General features: G+C 62.9%; 13 protein-coding genes. 7 read left to right on the forward strand and 6 right to left on the reverse strand.

Translation table 11 applies throughout. The annotated features are described in order from the left end of the window. The first annotated feature begins 1 nt into the window (after position 1). On the forward strand, positions 2 to 1,186 hold the full coding sequence (locus tag ACQ4W4_RS11135) for a DUF1501 domain-containing protein (protein ID WP_436542069.1): 1,185 nt from the start codon (positions 2 to 4) through the stop codon (positions 1,184 to 1,186). A 216-nt stretch (positions 1,187 to 1,402) separates the two neighbouring features. Further along, the gene (locus tag ACQ4W4_RS11140; RefSeq protein WP_436542070.1) at positions 1,403 to 2,503 is read left to right on the forward strand and encodes an AI-2E family transporter; all 1,101 of its coding nucleotides are present in this window, start codon (positions 1,403 to 1,405) and stop codon (positions 2,501 to 2,503) included. Positions 2,504 to 2,608: 105 nt separating this feature from the next. Here ACQ4W4_RS11140 and ACQ4W4_RS11145 read toward each other — a convergent pair whose 3' ends face one another. Then, positions 2,609 to 2,833 carry a hypothetical protein gene (locus tag ACQ4W4_RS11145; RefSeq protein WP_010396348.1) on the reverse strand — a complete coding sequence of 75 codons (225 nt, stop codon included), beginning with the start codon at positions 2,831 to 2,833 and terminating at the stop codon, positions 2,609 to 2,611. Between the two features lie 147 nt (positions 2,834 to 2,980). Here ACQ4W4_RS11145 and ACQ4W4_RS11150 point away from each other — a divergent pair, with 147 nt between their 5' ends. Genes ACQ4W4_RS11150 through ACQ4W4_RS11160 form a run of 3 tightly spaced genes read left to right on the forward strand, consistent with a single transcriptional unit; the run spans position 2,981 to position 5,482 of the window. Continuing rightward, complete coding sequence (locus ACQ4W4_RS11150) at positions 2,981 to 3,733, forward strand: phosphatase PAP2 family protein (RefSeq protein WP_436542071.1); 753 nt, start codon at positions 2,981 to 2,983, stop codon at positions 3,731 to 3,733. Between the two features lie 12 nt (positions 3,734 to 3,745). Then, positions 3,746 to 4,654: a diacylglycerol/lipid kinase family protein gene (locus tag ACQ4W4_RS11155; RefSeq protein WP_436542342.1), complete on the forward strand. Its 909-nt coding sequence runs from the start codon at positions 3,746 to 3,748 to the stop codon at positions 4,652 to 4,654. Positions 4,655 to 4,663: 9 nt separating this feature from the next. Continuing rightward, a complete protein-coding gene (locus ACQ4W4_RS11160) occupies positions 4,664 to 5,482 on the forward strand; it encodes a metallophosphoesterase family protein (RefSeq protein WP_436542343.1) in 819 nt (272 codons plus the stop codon). Positions 5,483 to 5,649: 167 nt separating this feature from the next. On the opposite strand, the gene cls is transcribed toward ACQ4W4_RS11160, so the two are convergent. Continuing rightward, complete coding sequence (gene cls, locus ACQ4W4_RS11165) at positions 5,650 to 7,026, reverse strand: cardiolipin synthase (protein WP_436542072.1); 1,377 nt, start codon at positions 7,024 to 7,026, stop codon at positions 5,650 to 5,652. Between the two features lie 11 nt (positions 7,027 to 7,037). Further along, positions 7,038 to 9,149: a site-specific recombinase gene (locus ACQ4W4_RS11170; RefSeq protein WP_436542073.1), complete on the reverse strand. Its 2,112-nt coding sequence runs from the start codon at positions 9,147 to 9,149 to the stop codon at positions 7,038 to 7,040. 356 nt (positions 9,150 to 9,505) lie between these two features. Here ACQ4W4_RS11170 and ACQ4W4_RS11175 point away from each other — a divergent pair, with 356 nt between their 5' ends. Then, complete coding sequence (locus tag ACQ4W4_RS11175) at positions 9,506 to 10,579, forward strand: porin (RefSeq protein ID WP_436542074.1); 1,074 nt, start codon at positions 9,506 to 9,508, stop codon at positions 10,577 to 10,579. Here the strand turns inward: ACQ4W4_RS11175 and ACQ4W4_RS11180 are convergent. From ACQ4W4_RS11180 to ACQ4W4_RS11190, 3 genes are all read right to left on the reverse strand, one after another. Continuing rightward, on the reverse strand, positions 10,567 to 11,145 hold the full coding sequence (locus tag ACQ4W4_RS11180; RefSeq protein ID WP_436542075.1) for a DUF3617 domain-containing protein: 579 nt from the start codon (positions 11,143 to 11,145) through the stop codon (positions 10,567 to 10,569). The genes ACQ4W4_RS11175 and ACQ4W4_RS11180 overlap by 13 nt on opposite strands. A gap of 67 nt (positions 11,146 to 11,212) precedes the next feature. Beyond that, positions 11,213 to 12,760 carry a TerC family protein gene (locus ACQ4W4_RS11185; protein ID WP_436542076.1) on the reverse strand — a complete coding sequence of 516 codons (1,548 nt, stop codon included), beginning with the start codon at positions 12,758 to 12,760 and terminating at the stop codon, positions 11,213 to 11,215. Positions 12,761 to 12,829: 69 nt separating this feature from the next. Next, positions 12,830 to 13,117 carry a hypothetical protein gene (locus tag ACQ4W4_RS11190; protein ID WP_436542077.1) on the reverse strand — a complete coding sequence of 96 codons (288 nt, stop codon included), beginning with the start codon at positions 13,115 to 13,117 and terminating at the stop codon, positions 12,830 to 12,832. Positions 13,118 to 13,402: 285 nt separating this feature from the next. On the opposite strand from ACQ4W4_RS11190, the gene ACQ4W4_RS11195 reads away from it, so the two are divergent. Further along, positions 13,403 to 16,249, forward strand: coding sequence for a M16 family metallopeptidase (locus ACQ4W4_RS11195; RefSeq protein ID WP_436542078.1), 2,847 nt, complete (start codon positions 13,403 to 13,405; stop codon positions 16,247 to 16,249). Positions 16,250 to 16,451 lie beyond the last annotated feature (202 nt).

Genomic DNA, 16,451 nt, shown 5'->3' on the forward strand with positions numbered 1-16,451 from the left:
CATGAACCGTCGTGACCTGTTGAAAGCCCTGGCCGCCGCGCCCCTGTTGTCGCACGCGGGCAGTTTGCTGGCCGCGCCCGCCACGAATGCGAAGCTGCTGTTCGTCTTTTTGCGCGGCGGCTATGACGCGAACAACCTGCTGGTGCCCGTCGGCAGCGATTTTTACTATGCATCGCGGCCGAATATCGCCATCGCGAAACCGGGTGCGGATAACGGCGCGCTGGCCTTGACCGCCGACTGGGCCCTGCATCCCGCCTTGCGCGAGACCATCTACCCGATGTTCAATGGCGGCGAGGCGGCCTTCATTCCGTTTGCGGGCACGACGGACTTGACGCGCAGCCATTTCGAGACGCAGGACAGCATCGAACTGGGACAGGAACTGGGCGGGCGCCGCGATTTCCGTTCGGGCTTTTTGAACCGGCTGACGCAAAGCCTCAATAGCGGCAAGCACGCCATTTCCTTCACGGACCAGCTGCCCCTGATCTTCCAGGGTGGCGTGCAGGTGCCGAACATGGGACTGCGCTCCGTGGGCAAGTCCGGTATCGATGCGCGTCAAAGCCAGGTTATCGCGGCCATGTACAAGGGCACGCCCTTGCAGCAACCGGTCAGCGCCGGCTTTGCCGTGCGCGACGACGTGACGAAGGAATTGACGGGAGAAATGCAGGCGGCCAACCGCAACGCCATCAGTACCAAGGGCTTCGAACTGGAAGCGCAGCGCATTGCGCGCTTGATGAAGGACAAATACAACCTCGGTTTCGTCGACGTGGGCGGCTGGGATACGCACGTGGGGCAGGGCGGCGCCAGCGGCTACCTGGCGGGGCGCTTCGACGAACTGGGGCGGGGGCTGGCCGCGTTTTCGCAGGAAATGGGCGGCGAGTGGCGCAATACCGTGGTGGTGGTGGTCAGCGAATTTGGCCGCACCTTCCGCGAAAACGGCAACCGCGGCACGGACCACGGCCACGGCAGCGTGTTCTGGGTGCTGGGCGGCGGCATCAAGGGGAAACAGGTGGCGGGCGAGCAGGTGGCGATGTCGCAGGCGACGCTGTTCCAGAACCGCGACATGCCCGTGCTCAATGAATACCGGGCCGTGCTGGGCGGCTTGCTGCGCCGCACCTTCGGTTTGACACCGGCGCAACTCGATCATGTGTTTGCCGGCGTCAAGCCGGTGGAGCTGGGCCTCGTATAAATCAGCGAAACTCCGTGGTACGCTACGCCTGCGCAACTGGCGCGTAGCCTGGCACCTATCAAAACCTACTGCGCGTCGTAATTTGCGGCCTGCGATGCTCACTGTACCTTCGTACAGTTGCGCTTCTCAGCCATAACTTCCTTCCGCTCGCTACGGTTTTGTTAGGCGCTATAAGCCCGTACACCTTTAAAGGGTGCGGGGCAAGAATGGAGTGGCATGAACGATACCCAGCGCGACATCGTCAGCGCAGGCTTTTCCCTGGCCCTGATCGCCGTGACGGCCTTCGTCATGCAGCGTTTCTTTTTGCCGCTCGTGTGGGCCGGCATCCTGTGCGTGGCCACGTGGCCCCTGTACCTGCGCGTGCGCGCGGCGCTGGGCCAGCGCACCATCATCGCGGCCGCCGTGCTGACCCTGGCGTTCGCCTGCATTTTCATCATCCCCGTGCTGTTCGGCGTGGCGCAGGCGGCGCGCGAAGTGCCCGTGCTGGCCAATTTCGTCGTCCATGCGAATACCGACGGCTTGCCCGTGCCGGACTGGGTGGCGCACATTCCGCTGGCCGGCAGCGCCATCGGCGACTGGTGGCAAGCCACCCTGAGCCAGCCCCACGGCCTCGGCCACTTCTTTGCGGGCAGCGCCGTGGGCGGTTTTCATTCCGCGCGCGACATGCTCAAGGTGCTGGGCGCGGACGTCTTCCACCGCCTGGTCGACTTCGGCCTGGCCTTTTTATGCCTGTTTTTCTTCTACAAGGATGGCGAAGCGCTGACGCGCCAGATCACGGCCGTCGGCAGCCATTTTTTGCGTCCTGAACGGTGGGGCCGCTATGCGCAAAAGATCCCCACGGCCATCCGCGCCACCGTCAACGGCCTGGTGCTCGTGGGCCTGGCGGAAGGCGTGCTGATCGGCTTCGCCTACGCGATTGCCGGCTTGCCGTCGCCGGCCCTGTGGGCGTTCGCCACCGGCATTTTGGCCATCATCCCGTTCGGCGCGCCGCTCGCTTACCTGTGCGCGGCCGCTTTGCTGGTGTTCCAGGGCAATGTTGGCGCCGCCATCGGCGTGGCCGCGTGGGGCACCGTGGTGCTGTTCGTGGCCGACCACTTCGTGCGCCCTGGAATGATCGGCAACGCCACCCGCTTGCCTTTCCTGGCCGTGTTGTTCGGCATCCTGGGCGGCGTGGAAACCCTGGGCCTCGTGGGCCTGTTCATCGGCCCCGTCGTGATGGTGCTGTTCGTAACCCTGTGGTACGAAGCGAATGTGTCTGACAAGGTGCTGTCAGTGCCAACACCTGCCAGCCCGGCCGCACCGGAACGCACGCAGTAATGAGGGGGCGGCCAGCGTTGCCGCTGGCCGGTACTGGGCGTTCCCGGCGTGGCCGGGCGAGCTGACTTTAAAACAATGTGCGAGCACCTTGTTTTAAAGTCATTCTTAATGCGCCTTGGATAGAATAAGCAACCAACGGCGCATCAGCAGCACTTCAACATAGCCCGGCTCGATGCCCGTACCGCACTCGATCAAGGGATTGACCGTGTAGTAGCGCTTGCGGAAGTCGCGGCAGACGAGGATTTCGCGCTTGCCCATGCGGACGAGGAAAGAGCTTGGGGCGTATTCCAGGCCGAACCGTGAGCCAAAACCGCTATTCAATGTTGCCATGACAATTCCTTTGAGGGAGATGTGTTGAACGAGTCATCAGAATAGCATAACTACTGTATAAATACACAGCTACTGTATGAATAAACAGTATTTTTTTGCTGGTGTGGTTTTTTTGATCATCGCCAGGAACATGAAAGAGAGATCAGTTTGCAAGAGAATAATGACATGGGCATGACGACGGGCTGGACCATGAAACTGCGCCGCTTCGTCGAGGCGCGCCTGTCGCCCGAGGGCGAACTGGGCCTGCATATGACGGTGGGCGTGGCCCTGATGCTGGTGGCCATCGTGGTCTTCCACGAGATCGCCGAAGCCGTCATGGGCATGACCCAGATCACCGTGATCGACCTGCAGGTGGCGCAGTGGTTCAACCAGCATGCCGTGCCGTGGATCACCAGCGTGCTGCTGGTTGTCACGCATATGCATGGCGTGATCGGCGCCATCACCCTGGCCGTCCTGCTGGGCTGGTATCTGCACCGCAAGGGCGCAGATTACTGGCTGTTTACCCTGGTCATCACCATGCCGGGCGTCATGTTTTTGAACCTGCTGTTAAAGTACATTTTTGTGCGCGCGCGGCCCAGCTTTGACGAGCCCATCCTGCAGACGGCCTTGAGCACGTACAGCTTTCCCAGCGGCCATACTGCCACCTCGACAGCTTTGTACGGCTTGCTGGCCGCCTACCTGATTTGCCAGACGGCGCCGGGCGCCTGGGGCAAGCGCATCGTCATCGCGCTGGGCGCCTTCCTGATGGCGTCGCTCGTGGGCTTCAGCCGCATTTATCTGGGCGCGCATTACCTGAGCGATGTGCTGGCGGCCATGGCGGAAAGCTATGGCTGGCTGGCCATCTGCATCGCCGGCGTGTCGACCCTGCGCCGCCGCCGGCATATCCGGCAAACCAAATAAGGGGAAACCATCCTGAGCAAGATTGCAGTCATCATCAACGGGGGCGCCGGTTGCGGCTACGCGCCCGACTGGGCGCAGCAGCTCGAAGCGAAATTCGCCGCCGCGGGACTCGACGCCGCCATTACCCTGGCGCAAAGCGGGGCAGAGATGATTGCCACGGCCGAGCAGGCCTTGCGCGATGGCGCGCCCATCGTCGTGGCCGGCGGCGGCGACGGCACCATCAATGCCGTCGCGTCCATCGTCGTCGGCAGCGGCACGCCGTTTGGCGTCTTGCCGCTGGGCACCTTGAACCATTTCGCCAAGGATTTGAATATCCCGCTTGACCTCGATGCGGCGATTGCCAACGTGGCGCAGGGTGTGCCGCACCAGGTCGACGTGGGCGAAGTCAATGGCCGCATCTTCCTGAACAATTCCAGCCTGGGCCTGTATCCCGATATCGTGCGCGACCGCGAAAAGCAGCAGCGCCGCCTGGGACGGGGCAAGTGGCTGGCCTTCAGCTGGGCGCTGCTGGCCGCCTTGCGCCGCTATCCGTTTCTCAGCGTGCAATTGAAACTCAACGACGCCGTGCATGCGCGGCGCACGCCTTTCGTCTTCATCGGCAATAATGAATACCTGATGGAAGGCTTGAACATCGGCGAGCGCGAGCGCCTCGATGGTGGCCAGCTGAGCCTGTACGTGGCGCAGCGTCCGGGCCGCCTGGGCCTCGTGCGCCTGGCCCTGCACGCGCTGTTCGGCAAGTTGTCGCAGGCCAAGGATTTCGATGTGCTGACGGCCACCGACCTGGAGATCGCCACGCGGCACCGCCGCCTGCGCGTGGCCACCGATGGCGAGGTGACCGTGATGAACACGCCGCTGCGCTACCGCATCCGCACGGCCGCGCTCGAAGTGATCGTGCCGGCGCCCGTGCCAGCCGCCAGCTAGGAGAACGCCATACGTACCATCGTGCATTTGTCAGATTTGCATTTCGGCCGGGTCGACGCGGACTTGCTGGCGCCCTTGCGCGCGCTGGTCGAGCGCCTGGAACCGGATGTGGTGGTGGTCTCCGGCGACCTCACCCAGCGGGCCCGCAGCGCCCAGTTCCAGGCGGCGCGGCAATTTCTCGACAGCTTGCCGGGGCCGCAGATCGTGGTGCCGGGCAACCATGACGTGCCCCTGTATAACGTCTTTTCCCGCTTCCTGACGCCGCTGGTGAAATACCGGCGCCACGTGACGGGCGATTTGTCGCCCGAATACGTGGATGAGGAAATCGCCGTGCTGGGCATCAATACGGCCCGTTCATTGACGTTCAAGGATGGCCGCATCAGCCACGAGCAGATCGATTTCCTGCGTGAACGCCTGGGCCGTTTGCCGCCCGGTTTGACGCGCATCATCGTCACGCACCATCCATTCGACTTGCCCGAGCACTTCGATGAAGACGATCTGGTGGACCGCGCGCCGCAGGCGCTGCAGATGTTTTCCGAATGCGGCGTGGATTTGCTGCTGGCGGGCCATCTGCATGCGAGCGTGGCGGGCAATACGGCCGAGCGCTACAAGATCGCCGGCTACGCGGCCCTGATGGTGCAGGCGGGCACGGCCACGTCCACGCGGGGCAGGGGCGAGTCGAACTCCTTCAATGTGCTGCGCGTGGAAAACAGCTGCATCAGGGTTGAGCGCTACAGCTGGAATGAAGACAGCGCCGATTTTGAAAAGGTCAGCACGGAAGCGTTCGAGCGCCAGGGCGGCGTGTGGGCCAGCTTGCGGCCGCTGTAGGTCGGATTAGCGGGGCGAAGCCGCGCGTAATCCGACGCTATTGTTGGCGGTGGTGGTAGTTTTCGTGATGGTGTCGGCTGACGCTGATGTCGGCTTACGCTGCGCTAAGCCGACCTACGCCGACCTGCGCCGACCTGCGCCGACCTGCCGGGGCACAGTTCTGTGCCTTACAGCCAGTAGTTCATGAAGCGCGCCGCCCATTCCTTCATGCGGTCGGAGAGGGGCCGTGTTTCCCATTTCGCCCTGGTGATCTCTTCCGAGTCGCGCAAGTCTTCCTGGAAGGCGTTTTCCATTTCCCTGCCGAAGCTGTCGCCCAGCACGATCACGTTCAGTTCGCTGTTATGCAGGAAGCTGCGCATGTCGATGTTGGTCGAGCCGACCGTCGACCAGGCGCCGTCGATGACGGCCGTCTTGGCGTGCAGCACGGCCAGTTTCAAATGAAAGATGCGGATGCCGCCGGCCAGCAGCTGGTCGTACAGCGCGTGTCCCGCATGGAACACGAGGCCGCTGTCGGACACGCCGGGCAGCACCACGGTGACGTCCACGCCCCGCTTGGCGGCCGCGACCAGCGCGTCGACCGTCTGCTGGTCGGGCACGAAATAGGCGGACGTGATGTGGATCGATTTCTTGGCTTCCTGGATGGCCAGGATGTAGGCCTTGTAGATTTCAAAGCCGCCGTCCGGCTCGCTGGCCACCACGCGCACCAGCTTGTCGCCCACTTCGGAAAGCACGGGGAAATAATTGGCGTCCGGCAAGTCGGCCTGGTCTTGCTGGGCCCAGGTGCGGATGAACAGCCACTGGAAGGCGGCCACGGCCGGGCCTTCCACTTTCACGTGGGTGTCGCGCCAGCCCACGTCCTTCTTGTCGGTGGGTTTCGATTTCGAGCGGAACAGCGAGCTTTTCGCATAGGTGTCGCTGATGTTGATGCCGCCCGTAAACGCCGTCTTGCCGTCGACGATCAGGACCTTGCGGTGGTCGCGGTTGTTGATCTTCCAGTCGTCGCCCTTGAGCCTGGCAGGATTGACGGGATTGAACGCCACCAGGTGCACGCCGGCCGCGCGCATGCGCTCAAAAAACGCCTGCGGCACGCCGATGGTGCCCACGCTGTCGTAGATGACGTTGACCGTCACGCCCGATTGCTGCTTTTCGATCAGCATGTCGGCAAACTTCAGGCCCAGCGGGTCCTGGTCGAAGATATACGTTTCCAGGTTGATGCTGTTCTTCGCTTCGCTGATGGCCTGGAACATGGCGGCCATGGTTTGCGGGCCGTCGAACAGCAGGGTCACCTTGTTGCCCTTGATCAAAGGCACACCCGTGGCCGCCTCTTCCAGCGCGGCCTGGGTCTTCAAGTCCATGCCGGACTTGGCCCAGCGCTTGTTGAGCAGGGCGGCCCGGCTGTTGACGTTCAGCATGGCGCCCTTGCCCGTGATCACATTCGGCCTGGCCACGGGTTCCAGGGTAGTGTTGAGGTTCTTGACATTGGGCAGCGAGGCGCATGCAGCCAGGGTCCAGCACAGCAGGAGGGCGGTGAGACAGGGTTGCATGCGCCTGGCGGTCATTTTTGAGCCTTGGTTGTGGGTGACAGGTTTGCCGAATCGTCGGCCAGTGCCAGTGGCGGCGGGTTTTTCGAGCCGAAGAAGAAGACGATGGGTGAGCGCAGGAAGCGCTTGCCCAGGATCTTCAGCAATTGCATGCCGTGCTTGAAGCGCACCTGGCGCGAACGCAGCGCCACCCACAGGGCCAGGCCGAAGCTGACCAGCAGGTTGGCCGTGCCGATGGCGAAGATGCCCGACAGCGACTTGACGGCCAGCTGCCAGCTCATATTGTGGTCGAGTCCCACCAGGGCCGTCGCAAAGTTGGCGGCCGAGAAGGTGATGTGGCGGATATCGATGGGCAAGCCGATCAGGAAACCCAGGGTGCCGATGGAACCCAGCAAAATACCGAAATAGAAGTTACCCATCAGCCCGCCCAGGTTGTTTTCCAGGTACAGGCCCAGCCGCTGCAAGCGGTCCTGGCCGATCACGCGGCCCAGGCCGCGCAATTGCGCGATGCGCTGCGCCCAGCGCGTGTAGAGGGCCTGGTTGTCGTAGTAGCCGGAAATCAGGCCCGCCACGAACAGGCACACGCCGGCGATCATGGCGTAGAAGATGGCGGGGCTGCCGATGGGGTCGATATCGTGCAGCAGATGCATGGCTTTTTCCGGCGATACCAGGTTGTGCCCCGTGATCGCCTTGTAGCCGAGCGCGATCAGCCACGCCGTGGGGATGGCCGTCGCCAGGTTGCCCAGCACGGCCATGTTTTGCGTGCGGAAGACCTTGTTGATCAGTTCGGCCATGCTGTCGAGGTCGATATTCCGGCCATCCTTGCTGTGCAGGCCGGCGGCGATGCGCGAAGCCGTCATGGCCGGCTGCTTGGTGGCCACCGTAAAGTGCAGCAAGTGGATGAACATGAAACCGATCGAGTAATTCATGCTGAACATGAACGCTTCGACCAGCGGCGCCGAGCGCAAATACGACATCAATATCTTGAACAGGGCCATGAAGCCGATGATCACGCCCGCGCCCGCGGACGAGAGGAACATGGCGCCCATTTCGCGGCGGTTTTCCGCGATGTAGTGCTCGCCCGTGCGGCTGGCGTTTTCCGTCACATTGCGCGCCAGCAAGTTGATATTGTCGGAAAACAGGTCGCTGACCTTGTATTTGTGGTTGTGCGCGCGTATCAATTCCAGCGCCAGCCCCACGGCGCCCGCGCGGCGGCGGCTGACGGGTTGCGGGTGCAGCAAGTCCTGCGTGGCGTCGACCGTGATGGCGGCGATGTCCACGTTGTTCGATGGGGGCAGCTCGCCGCTCGTGTCGACGAGGAACAGCAGCTTGCGCAGGCGCTCGATGCTTTGCGCCAGCGCCACCAATAAATACGTGAGGGGAATGCTGGTGCCCTGGTACAGCGCCTTCTTGCGGATCTTGGCGATGACGGCGTCGCACTGGTCCAGCATCACCAGCAAATGGCGCGCATCCTCGATGTGCTCGATATCGCCCTGCAGCAGGCTCGTGTAGGCGTCCAGGTAGGCATTCACTTCCGTGTTCTGCACCATGAACGGCGACTGGAACACTTCAATTTCGCTGTGGAAACGCGTCAGTTCCGGTTCCAGGCCCATGGCGCAGACGCGGTAGGACAGGGTGCGGATGGCGTCGAGCATGCCTGGCAACATGATATTGCCGTCGCCCACGGCCAGTTCGACCTCGTCGCTGGTCAGTACGTCGAACAATTCCAGCCAGTCCGTGGCGGGCACGTTGCTGATCCACAAATAATCAGTCTTCAGGTACAGCACCTGGTCGAGCGCGTCGTTCAGGTATTCGTCGCCGAGGGCGGGCGGCAGCATGCGGTAGGCGATGCGGCGTTTTAATTCTGTAAAGAAACCGCTGTTCGACAGCACGCCGATGTCGGTGTACAGGCTGGCGTGGCGGCGCGCGGCCAGCACGCGCAGCACGTATTCGTGCAGGGCGCGCGCTTGCGCGGGGTTACCTTTGAGAAGCTGGCGCAGGGTGCGCACGTTGGCGATCGCGGTAGCGCTGTCGTGAGGGCGCTTGGGACGCAGTGAGTTGAATAATTCCACCAGCAAGTCGATATTGCTGGAGTTGGGGTCAATGCGTTCGAGGATAGCTAGCATGCAGAAAAAACGGGCGAGCCGCTGTCGGTAAAACCAGTAGTGTACCGCCTGCGTCAGATCGCGCAACGTTCGCCACCGAACATTGCTTTACGGCAGGGCCTGCAATTCACGCCATTTTGCCGCATATTGGCACAAACATGGTCAATCTTGCGTGTTGTCAGTGCGCGACGTGTTTCTTGAGGCTAAGCTGAAGTTTCTGTTGTACAACGCACGGATGGCTGGACAAAAAGCGAGGATAAGGTAACACTTGGATCAGACACACAGCGCATGTCCTGATCAATACCGGGTAGTTTACTTTTCACGTCACCGAGATATTTATCATGAAGACCTCGTATTTTGCGCTTGCTGTGATAGGAATGGGGCCTTTCGCGCTGGGCGCGACGGCCCAGGCTGCCGATGGCGCGGGCAATGCCGCATCCACCAACGTTGCCGTGTACGGCGTGCTCGACGCGGGCATCGTGGCCGAGCGGGGCTGCGCCCCCGGTTGCGCCGGCACCAGGGTGTCCGGCGGCGTCGCCTCCGGCTCGCGCCTGGGCGTGCAGGGGCGCGAAGCGCTGGGCAACGACGTCTCCGCCGTCTTTACGCTGGAAGCGGGCGTCCATAACGACACGGGCCAGTCGGAAGACGGCCGCTTGTTCGGCCGCCAGGCCTACGTGGGACTCGACAGCCGCCTTGGCGCGCTGACCCTGGGGCGCCAGTACAACCTGCAATACCTGGCGCTCACCGACGTCGCCGACCCGTTCAAGGGCGGCATGGCCGGCAGCGCCAGCAACCTGGCCGGCTACAGCGTGAAACGCTACGACAATACCGTCAAATACGTGACGCCCGCCTTGCGCGGCGTGACGGCCAGCGCCATCTACAGCTTCGGCGAGTCGCCGTACAGCAGCGCCAACAACCGCGCGTATGGCGCCACCCTCGGCTATTCGTCCGGCGCCGTGAATGTCAGCGTGTCGCACCAGCGCAAGAACAATTTCATCCTCGCCTCCGGCACCTTGCCCGCCATCGACATGTCGGCCCGCAACACCCTGATCGCGGCGAACATCGACCTGAAAGTGGCCACCGCCTTTGCCGCAGTGGGCGTGAACAAGGGCTATGGCAGCTCACCGTGGGACCCGAACAATGCCTACAGCTCGCTGGCCCTGTCGATGTCGTCGTCGGACAGCCGCGACACCCTGCTGGGCGTGTCCGTGCCCGTGGGCGGGTTCAAGCTGCTGGCCTCGTACGTGCGCAAGGACGACCGCGACCTGGCCAACCGCGACGCCAAACAGGTGGCCGTCGGCCTCACGTATTCCCTGTCAAAGCGCAGCGATTTCTACGCGTCCTACGCGAAGATCCACAACAAGAACGGCGCCCGCTACACGGTGGGCAATGCCAGCGATGCGGGGCGTGGCGACGCCGCCTTCAACCTGGGTTTCCGTCACGGCTTCTGACCAGCGGCGGCGGACGGGGCAGGGCACGTTGCTCCCAGCCACTTGCCCTTGCTCGTCACGTTCACCTGTTCCGGCGTGCCGCGCGCGCTGGTCACAACCGCCAGCTGCATGCTGAAGGCCTGGTCGCCATGGAAGCGCACCTGGCCTTCGCCGCTCGATTTCGGATTCGCACAGGTGAACGATACGTTCATGCCGCCCGCGGTGTCCGTGTTCTTCGAGGTGCAGTCGCCGGGCTGGCCTGTGGGAATCTGCTTGCGCGCCGCCATGTCCGGCGTCACGCACGCCGTCACGCGCACGGCGCCGTCGGCGCCCACGGTGGGCATGGCCATGCCGCGGCTGGCGGCCATGCTTTCCAGCTGCTTGCGCTGATCGGGAGGAAGGTTGCCCAGTTGCTGCAGCACCATGGACATGGCGTTGTCGGTGGCGGCGTCGGGTGACGCCATCTTGTTGTCGACTTGCCACAGGCCAGGCTTGATGGCGGCGGATGGCGAGGCGGCCATGGCGCCGGCCTGGCTGCCCAAGGCGGCGCAAGCGAGCAGGGTCAGGCGTAGCAGCGAGTGTTTCATGTCGGCGTCTCCAAAAAAGGCAGGCCCCAGCATACGGCATGGCAAGCGGTGCACGCTTGCCATTGTGTTACAAACTGTGATCGGGCTCGATGCGGCGCACGTCCACGCTGGCGATGCGACGCTCGTCGGCCTCGAGGATTTCATAGCGCAGATCGTCGAGTTCCAGCACTTCGCCCACGGCCGGCATGTTTTCGAAATGCGCCAGCAGGAAGCCGGCCAGCGAGTTGTACTCGCCGTCTTCGCTGACCAGGGTTTCCGTCTCGAACACTTGTTCCAGGTAATGCAGGTCCGTCGCGCCATCGATGCGCCAGTGGCCGGGACCGAGCACTTCCACATCCGGCTGCTCGTCCTCGTCGGGGAATTCGCCGGCGATGGCTTCCAGGATGTCGATCGGCGTGAGCACGCCTTGCACGGTGCCGAACTCGTCGACCACCAGCACCAGCTGACCGCGCGAGCGCTTCAGGGTTTCCATGGCTTTCAGCACGCCGGCCGCTTCCGGCACGACGACGGCTTCGCGCATGCTGGCCGGGTCGATCTTGCCGCGCGAGACGAGGTCTTCGATGAGGTCCTTGCTGCGCGCGATGCCGACCACATTGTCGAGGTCATCATTGCAGACAGGAATCATGCTGTGCGGCGTGTCGCGCAGCAGTTGCAGCATCTTCTCGCTGCTGTCGTTGAGGTTGACCCAGGAGACGTCGCCGCGCGGCGTCATCACGGAGCGGATCGAGCGTTCGGCCAGGGTCAGCACGCCGCTGACCATGTTGCGCTCCTCCACGCCAAAGGCGGACACGTCGGGCAATTCCTTGACTTCGTGTTCTTCCACCGCTTCGCGGCCCTTGCGCCCGCCCAGCAGGCTCAGCACGGCTTGCGCCGTGCGGTCGCGCAGCGGGGCGTTCGACTGCAGCTTGAGGAAGTTGCGGCGCGCCAGCTGGTTGAAGAACTCGATGACGATCGAGAAACCGATGGCCGCGTACAGATAGCCTTTCGGAATGTGGAAGCCCAGGCCTTCGGCCACCAGGGAGAGGCCGATCATCAGCAAAAAGCTCAGGCACAGCACGACGACGGTGGGGTGGGCGTTGACGAAGCGCGTCAGCACCTTCGAGGCCAGCATCATGACGACGATGGAAATGACGACGGCCGCCATCATCACGTACAGATTTTCCACCATGCCGACGGCCGTGATGACGGCGTCGAGCGAAAAGACGGCGTCGAGCACGACGATCTGCGCCACCACGAGGCTGAAGCCGGCGTAGACTTTTGGTCCCGTCTGGGCATGCGTGACGCCTTCGAGGCGTTCGTGCAGCTCGCTGGTGGCCTTGAACAGCAGGAACAGGCCGCCGATCAGCAGGATCAGGTCGCGCCCCGAAAACGAGAAGGCCCATATGGAAAACAAGGGCGTCGTCAGGGTGACCAGCCAGGAAATCAGCGAGAGCAGACCCAGGCGCATGACGAGAGCCAGGGTCAGGCCCAGCACCCTGGCCTTGTCGCGCTGGTGCGGCGGCAGCTTTTCGGCCAGGATGGCGATGAAAATCAGGTTGTCGATACCCAGTACGATTTCCAGTACGACCAGCGTCAGCAGGCCGACCCAGATTGTCGGGTCAAATAACCATTCCATGTGTGTAACCTTGTAAAGTCAGTAAGTATCAAGCTTGCCTGGCGGCCAGTGCCCCAGGGAACGATGTTGCTATTGCGTGATGTGGCGGCGGACGCGCGGCGGCCGGGTGGCCTGCCGCGCGTCCGCTTCGGCAAGTGCCCCCGGTCCCGCTTGCCAAATGATGGCGCAAAACGGCGCCTCCTGGCGCGAGGTCGGGTATAGCGTAATGGGATCGTTGTCGCATTCGTCGGCGTCGCAGCTGTCGCCGGGCTGGCCCGCATGGGCGCCGGGATCAAGGCAATCGGCGATGATGGCAGGCGTGGCAGTAACGCCGGCCGCGACTGCATGCTGGAATGGGGAAGGGCTGGCGTCAGCCATGCTGGCGAACGCCTGGGGTAAGGCAATGAAGACAAAAAGGCAGAGCAGGACGAGAGCTCGTCTCATATACAGGCAGATAGTTCTGGAACCGTGGAGTATAACACGCGCGCATAACAGCCCGATGACAGGCACTTGCGTAACTGACAAGTATGACGTAAATTGCGAGAGCAATGATTTCCCTGGGCAGCGAAGACGCAGCGCGGGTCCATGGCAATTCTTGCGTTCGTATTCCATTGCGCCCGCTTTTGCGCTCGTCTAATAACGTAGTGTTACCAGGATTCCGACTTGAAACCTATTACCGCCCTCCTGCTTGCCGCCGGCATCCTCTCGCCGTCGTTCATCCTGGCCGCCACCCCGGTCGAAGCCGCCCCGACCGAGAAAACCGGCAAGGCCGCACCGAACCGTGCCGCCGCCGTCAAAGTCACGTCCGTCGAAGGCATCACCGAATACCGCCTGGCCAATGGCTTGCGCGTGCTGCTGTTTCCGGACGCCAGCAAGCCGACCCTGACCACCAACATCGTGTACCTGGTCGGTTCGCGCCATGAAAACTACGGCGAAACGGGCATGGCCCACTTGCTCGAGCACTTGCTGTTCAAGCCCAGCGCCAACTTCGGCGTCAGGAAGGGCACGAAAACCCCTGTCGAGATCCTGAATTCGACGGGGGCCGATTTCAACGGCACCACCTGGTACGACCGCACCAATTACTACGCCACGTTCCCGGCCAACGACGACAACCTGCGCCAGATGCTGGCCATGGAAGCGGACCGCATGGTCAACGCGGCCATCGACCAGAACGACCTGTGGAACCCGGTCACGAAAAAGGGCGAGATGACCGTCGTGCGCAACGAGTTCGAGATGGGCGAGAGCGACCCGATCGGCGTGACGAGCGAACGCATCCAGGCCGTCGCCTACGACTGGCACAACTACGGCAAGTCGACCATCGGCGCCCGTTCCGACATCGAGCAGGTCAACATTCCCCGCCTGCGCGCGTTTTATCATAAATATTATCAGCCGGATAACGCCGTGCTGATGGTGGCGGGCCGCTTCGATGAAGCGAAGGTCTTGAAGCAGATCAATGAACTGTTCGGCAAGATCCCGAAACCGAAGCGCGTGATCGAACCGACCTACACGGCCGAACCGGTGCAGGACGGCGAGCGCGCCGTGACGGTGCGTCGCAGCGGCGGCACGCAGTTCGTCGGCGCCGGCTACCACGTGGCGCCGTCCGGCAACCCGGACGCTGTCGCCATCGAGGTGCTCGGTCACGTGCTGACGGACGCGCCCGCCGGCCGCCTGCACAAGGCGCTGGTGGAAACCAAGCTGGCCAGCAAGATCGAATACAACTCGGTGAGCAACCTGGAGCCGGGCTACAACCTGTTCGGCGCCCTGGTGCCTGTCGATGGCAACCTCGACGCGGCGCAAGCGGCCATGCTGAAAGTGCTCGAAGAACTGAAGTCGCAGCCGATCACGGATGCGGAAGTGGCGCGCGTGAAACAGCAGCTGAACAAGCAGGTCGAACTGATCACGTCGAACACAGCGCGCATGACGATCGCCCTGACGGAGTCGCTGGCGGCCGGCGACTGGCGTCTGTTCTTCCTGCAGCGCGACCAGCTCGACAAGCTGACGACGGCGCAGGTACAGGCGGCGGCCGAGAAATACCTGAAAAGCTCGAACCGCACCCTGGGCCGCTTCATCCCCACCGATGCGCCGGACCGCACCGTCGTGCCGGCCTATGCCGACGTGGCGCCGCAACTGGCCGGTTACACGGGCCGCGCCGTCGTGGCGCAGGGCGAAGCGTTCGACCCCAGCCCCGACAATATCGAAGCGCGCACCACGCGCTTCACCTTGCCGAACGGCTTGAAGGGCGCCTTGTTGCCGAAGAAAACCAAGGGCAATACCGTCAGCGTCGTGTTGAAATTGCAGCTTGGCAGCGAAGAGAGCTTGCGCGGCAAGGGGCAAGTGGGCAGCTACACGGCCAATCTGCTGTCGCGCGGCACTGATAAGCTGTCGCGCCAGGAAGTGAAGGACAAGTTCGACCAGCTGGGCACGCAAGTGGCCATCACGGGCGGCGCCGAGGGCGTGACCGCCATGCTGATGGGCAAGCGCGAGAACTTGCCGGCCGCCATGGACCTGCTGGCGCAAGTGCTGCAAAAGCCGGCCCTGAGCGAAACGGAATTTCTGGAGTTGCAGCGCGAGCGCGTCGGCCGCGCGGAGCAGGAATTGCCTGAACCGCAGCCGCTGGCCGTGAACGCTTTCCGCCGCCTGCTCGACGCCACGCCGGAAGGCCATGTGCGCCACGTGGCCACCTTGCCGGTCGAACTGGCGCAATGGAAAGCCATCAAGGTTGCCGATGTGAAAGCCTTCCATGGCGCCTACTATGGCGCGTCGAACGCCACTTTTGCCGCCGTGGGCGACTTCGACCCGGCCGCGCTGAAGGCGCAAGTGGCCAGCCTGTATGGTAGCTGGAAGACGCAGCAGCCGTATGTGCGCATTCCCGACGCCGTCAAGTCGGTGAGCGGCGAGAAAGTCACGCTGGAAACGCCGGACAAGGCGAACAGTGTGCTGTTTGCCATCCAGCCGATTCCCCTCAAGGATGACGCCGCCAGCTATCCGGCCTTGCTGATCGCCAATCACATGCTTGGTGGCGGCGCCTTGCGCAGCCGCCTTGCCGACCGCATCCGCCAGAAGGAAGGCCTGTCGTACGGCGTCGGTTCGCAAGTGAGCATCCCGTCGCGCGAACCGGCCGGCTACTGGATGGCCTACGCCATCAGCGCGCCGCAAAATACGGTCAAGGTGGAAGCGGCCTTGCGCGAGGAAATCGCCAAGGTGCTGGCCGACGGGTTCTCGGAAGCGGAACTGGCCGAGGCGAAAAAGGGCTGGCTGCAATCGGAAGAAGTGAGCCGCACGCAAGACAGCAGTCTGGCCAGCGGCCTCGCCAGCTACCTGGCGCAGGACCGTACCATGGCGTACGACAAGGACCTGGAAGCGAAAGTGGCCGCCTTGACGCTGGCGCAAGTGAACCAGGGCTTGCGCGAGTACCTGAAGCCATCGGCCGTGTCGATCGTGACGGCGGGCGACTTTGCCAAGGTGGCGAAAGAGGGTGACAGCGGCGCCAAGGCGACGACGTCGAAATAAGCTGCTTCAAAATAAGCTGCTTTAAATGGAAAAAACCCGCTGGCAAGTGACCTTGCCAGCGGGTTTTTTTACGATCTTGATTTTGATGTCAACATCCCGACACCGAACAAAACCGTAGCGAGCGGAAGGGAGAGGTGGCCGAGAAGCGCAACCGTACTTTAGTACGGGAGCGCCGAGCCGGTGAGCATCGCAAGCCGCCTAT

It is taken from the genome of Janthinobacterium glycogeni (genome assembly GCF_051380725.1).
GTDB lineage: Bacteria > Pseudomonadota > Gammaproteobacteria > Burkholderiales > Burkholderiaceae_D > Janthinobacterium.

Bases quoted from the DNA above. Each gene is read 5' to 3' on its own strand.
- ACQ4W4_RS11180 (WP_436542075.1), bottom strand. From the start codon at position 11,145: ATGAAACACTCGCTGCTACGCCTGACCCTGCTCGCTTGCGCCGCCTTG.
- ACQ4W4_RS11145 (WP_010396348.1), bottom strand. From the start codon at position 2,833: ATGGCAACATTGAATAGCGGTTTTGGCTCACGGTTCGGCCTGGAATAC.
- ACQ4W4_RS11175 (WP_436542074.1), top strand. From the start codon at position 9,506: ATGGGGCCTTTCGCGCTGGGCGCGACGGCCCAGGCTGCCGATGGCGCG.
- ACQ4W4_RS11185 (WP_436542076.1), bottom strand. From the start codon at position 12,760: ATGGAATGGTTATTTGACCCGACAATCTGGGTCGGCCTGCTGACGCTG.
- ACQ4W4_RS11140 (WP_436542070.1), top strand. From the start codon at position 1,403: ATGAACGATACCCAGCGCGACATCGTCAGCGCAGGCTTTTCCCTGGCC.
- cls (WP_436542072.1), bottom strand. From the start codon at position 7,026: ATGCAACCCTGTCTCACCGCCCTCCTGCTGTGCTGGACCCTGGCTGCA.
- ACQ4W4_RS11190 (WP_436542077.1), bottom strand. From the start codon at position 13,117: ATGGCTGACGCCAGCCCTTCCCCATTCCAGCATGCAGTCGCGGCCGGC.
- ACQ4W4_RS11170 (WP_436542073.1), bottom strand. From the start codon at position 9,149: ATGCTAGCTATCCTCGAACGCATTGACCCCAACTCCAGCAATATCGAC.
- ACQ4W4_RS11135 (WP_436542069.1), top strand. From the start codon at position 2: ATGAACCGTCGTGACCTGTTGAAAGCCCTGGCCGCCGCGCCCCTGTTG.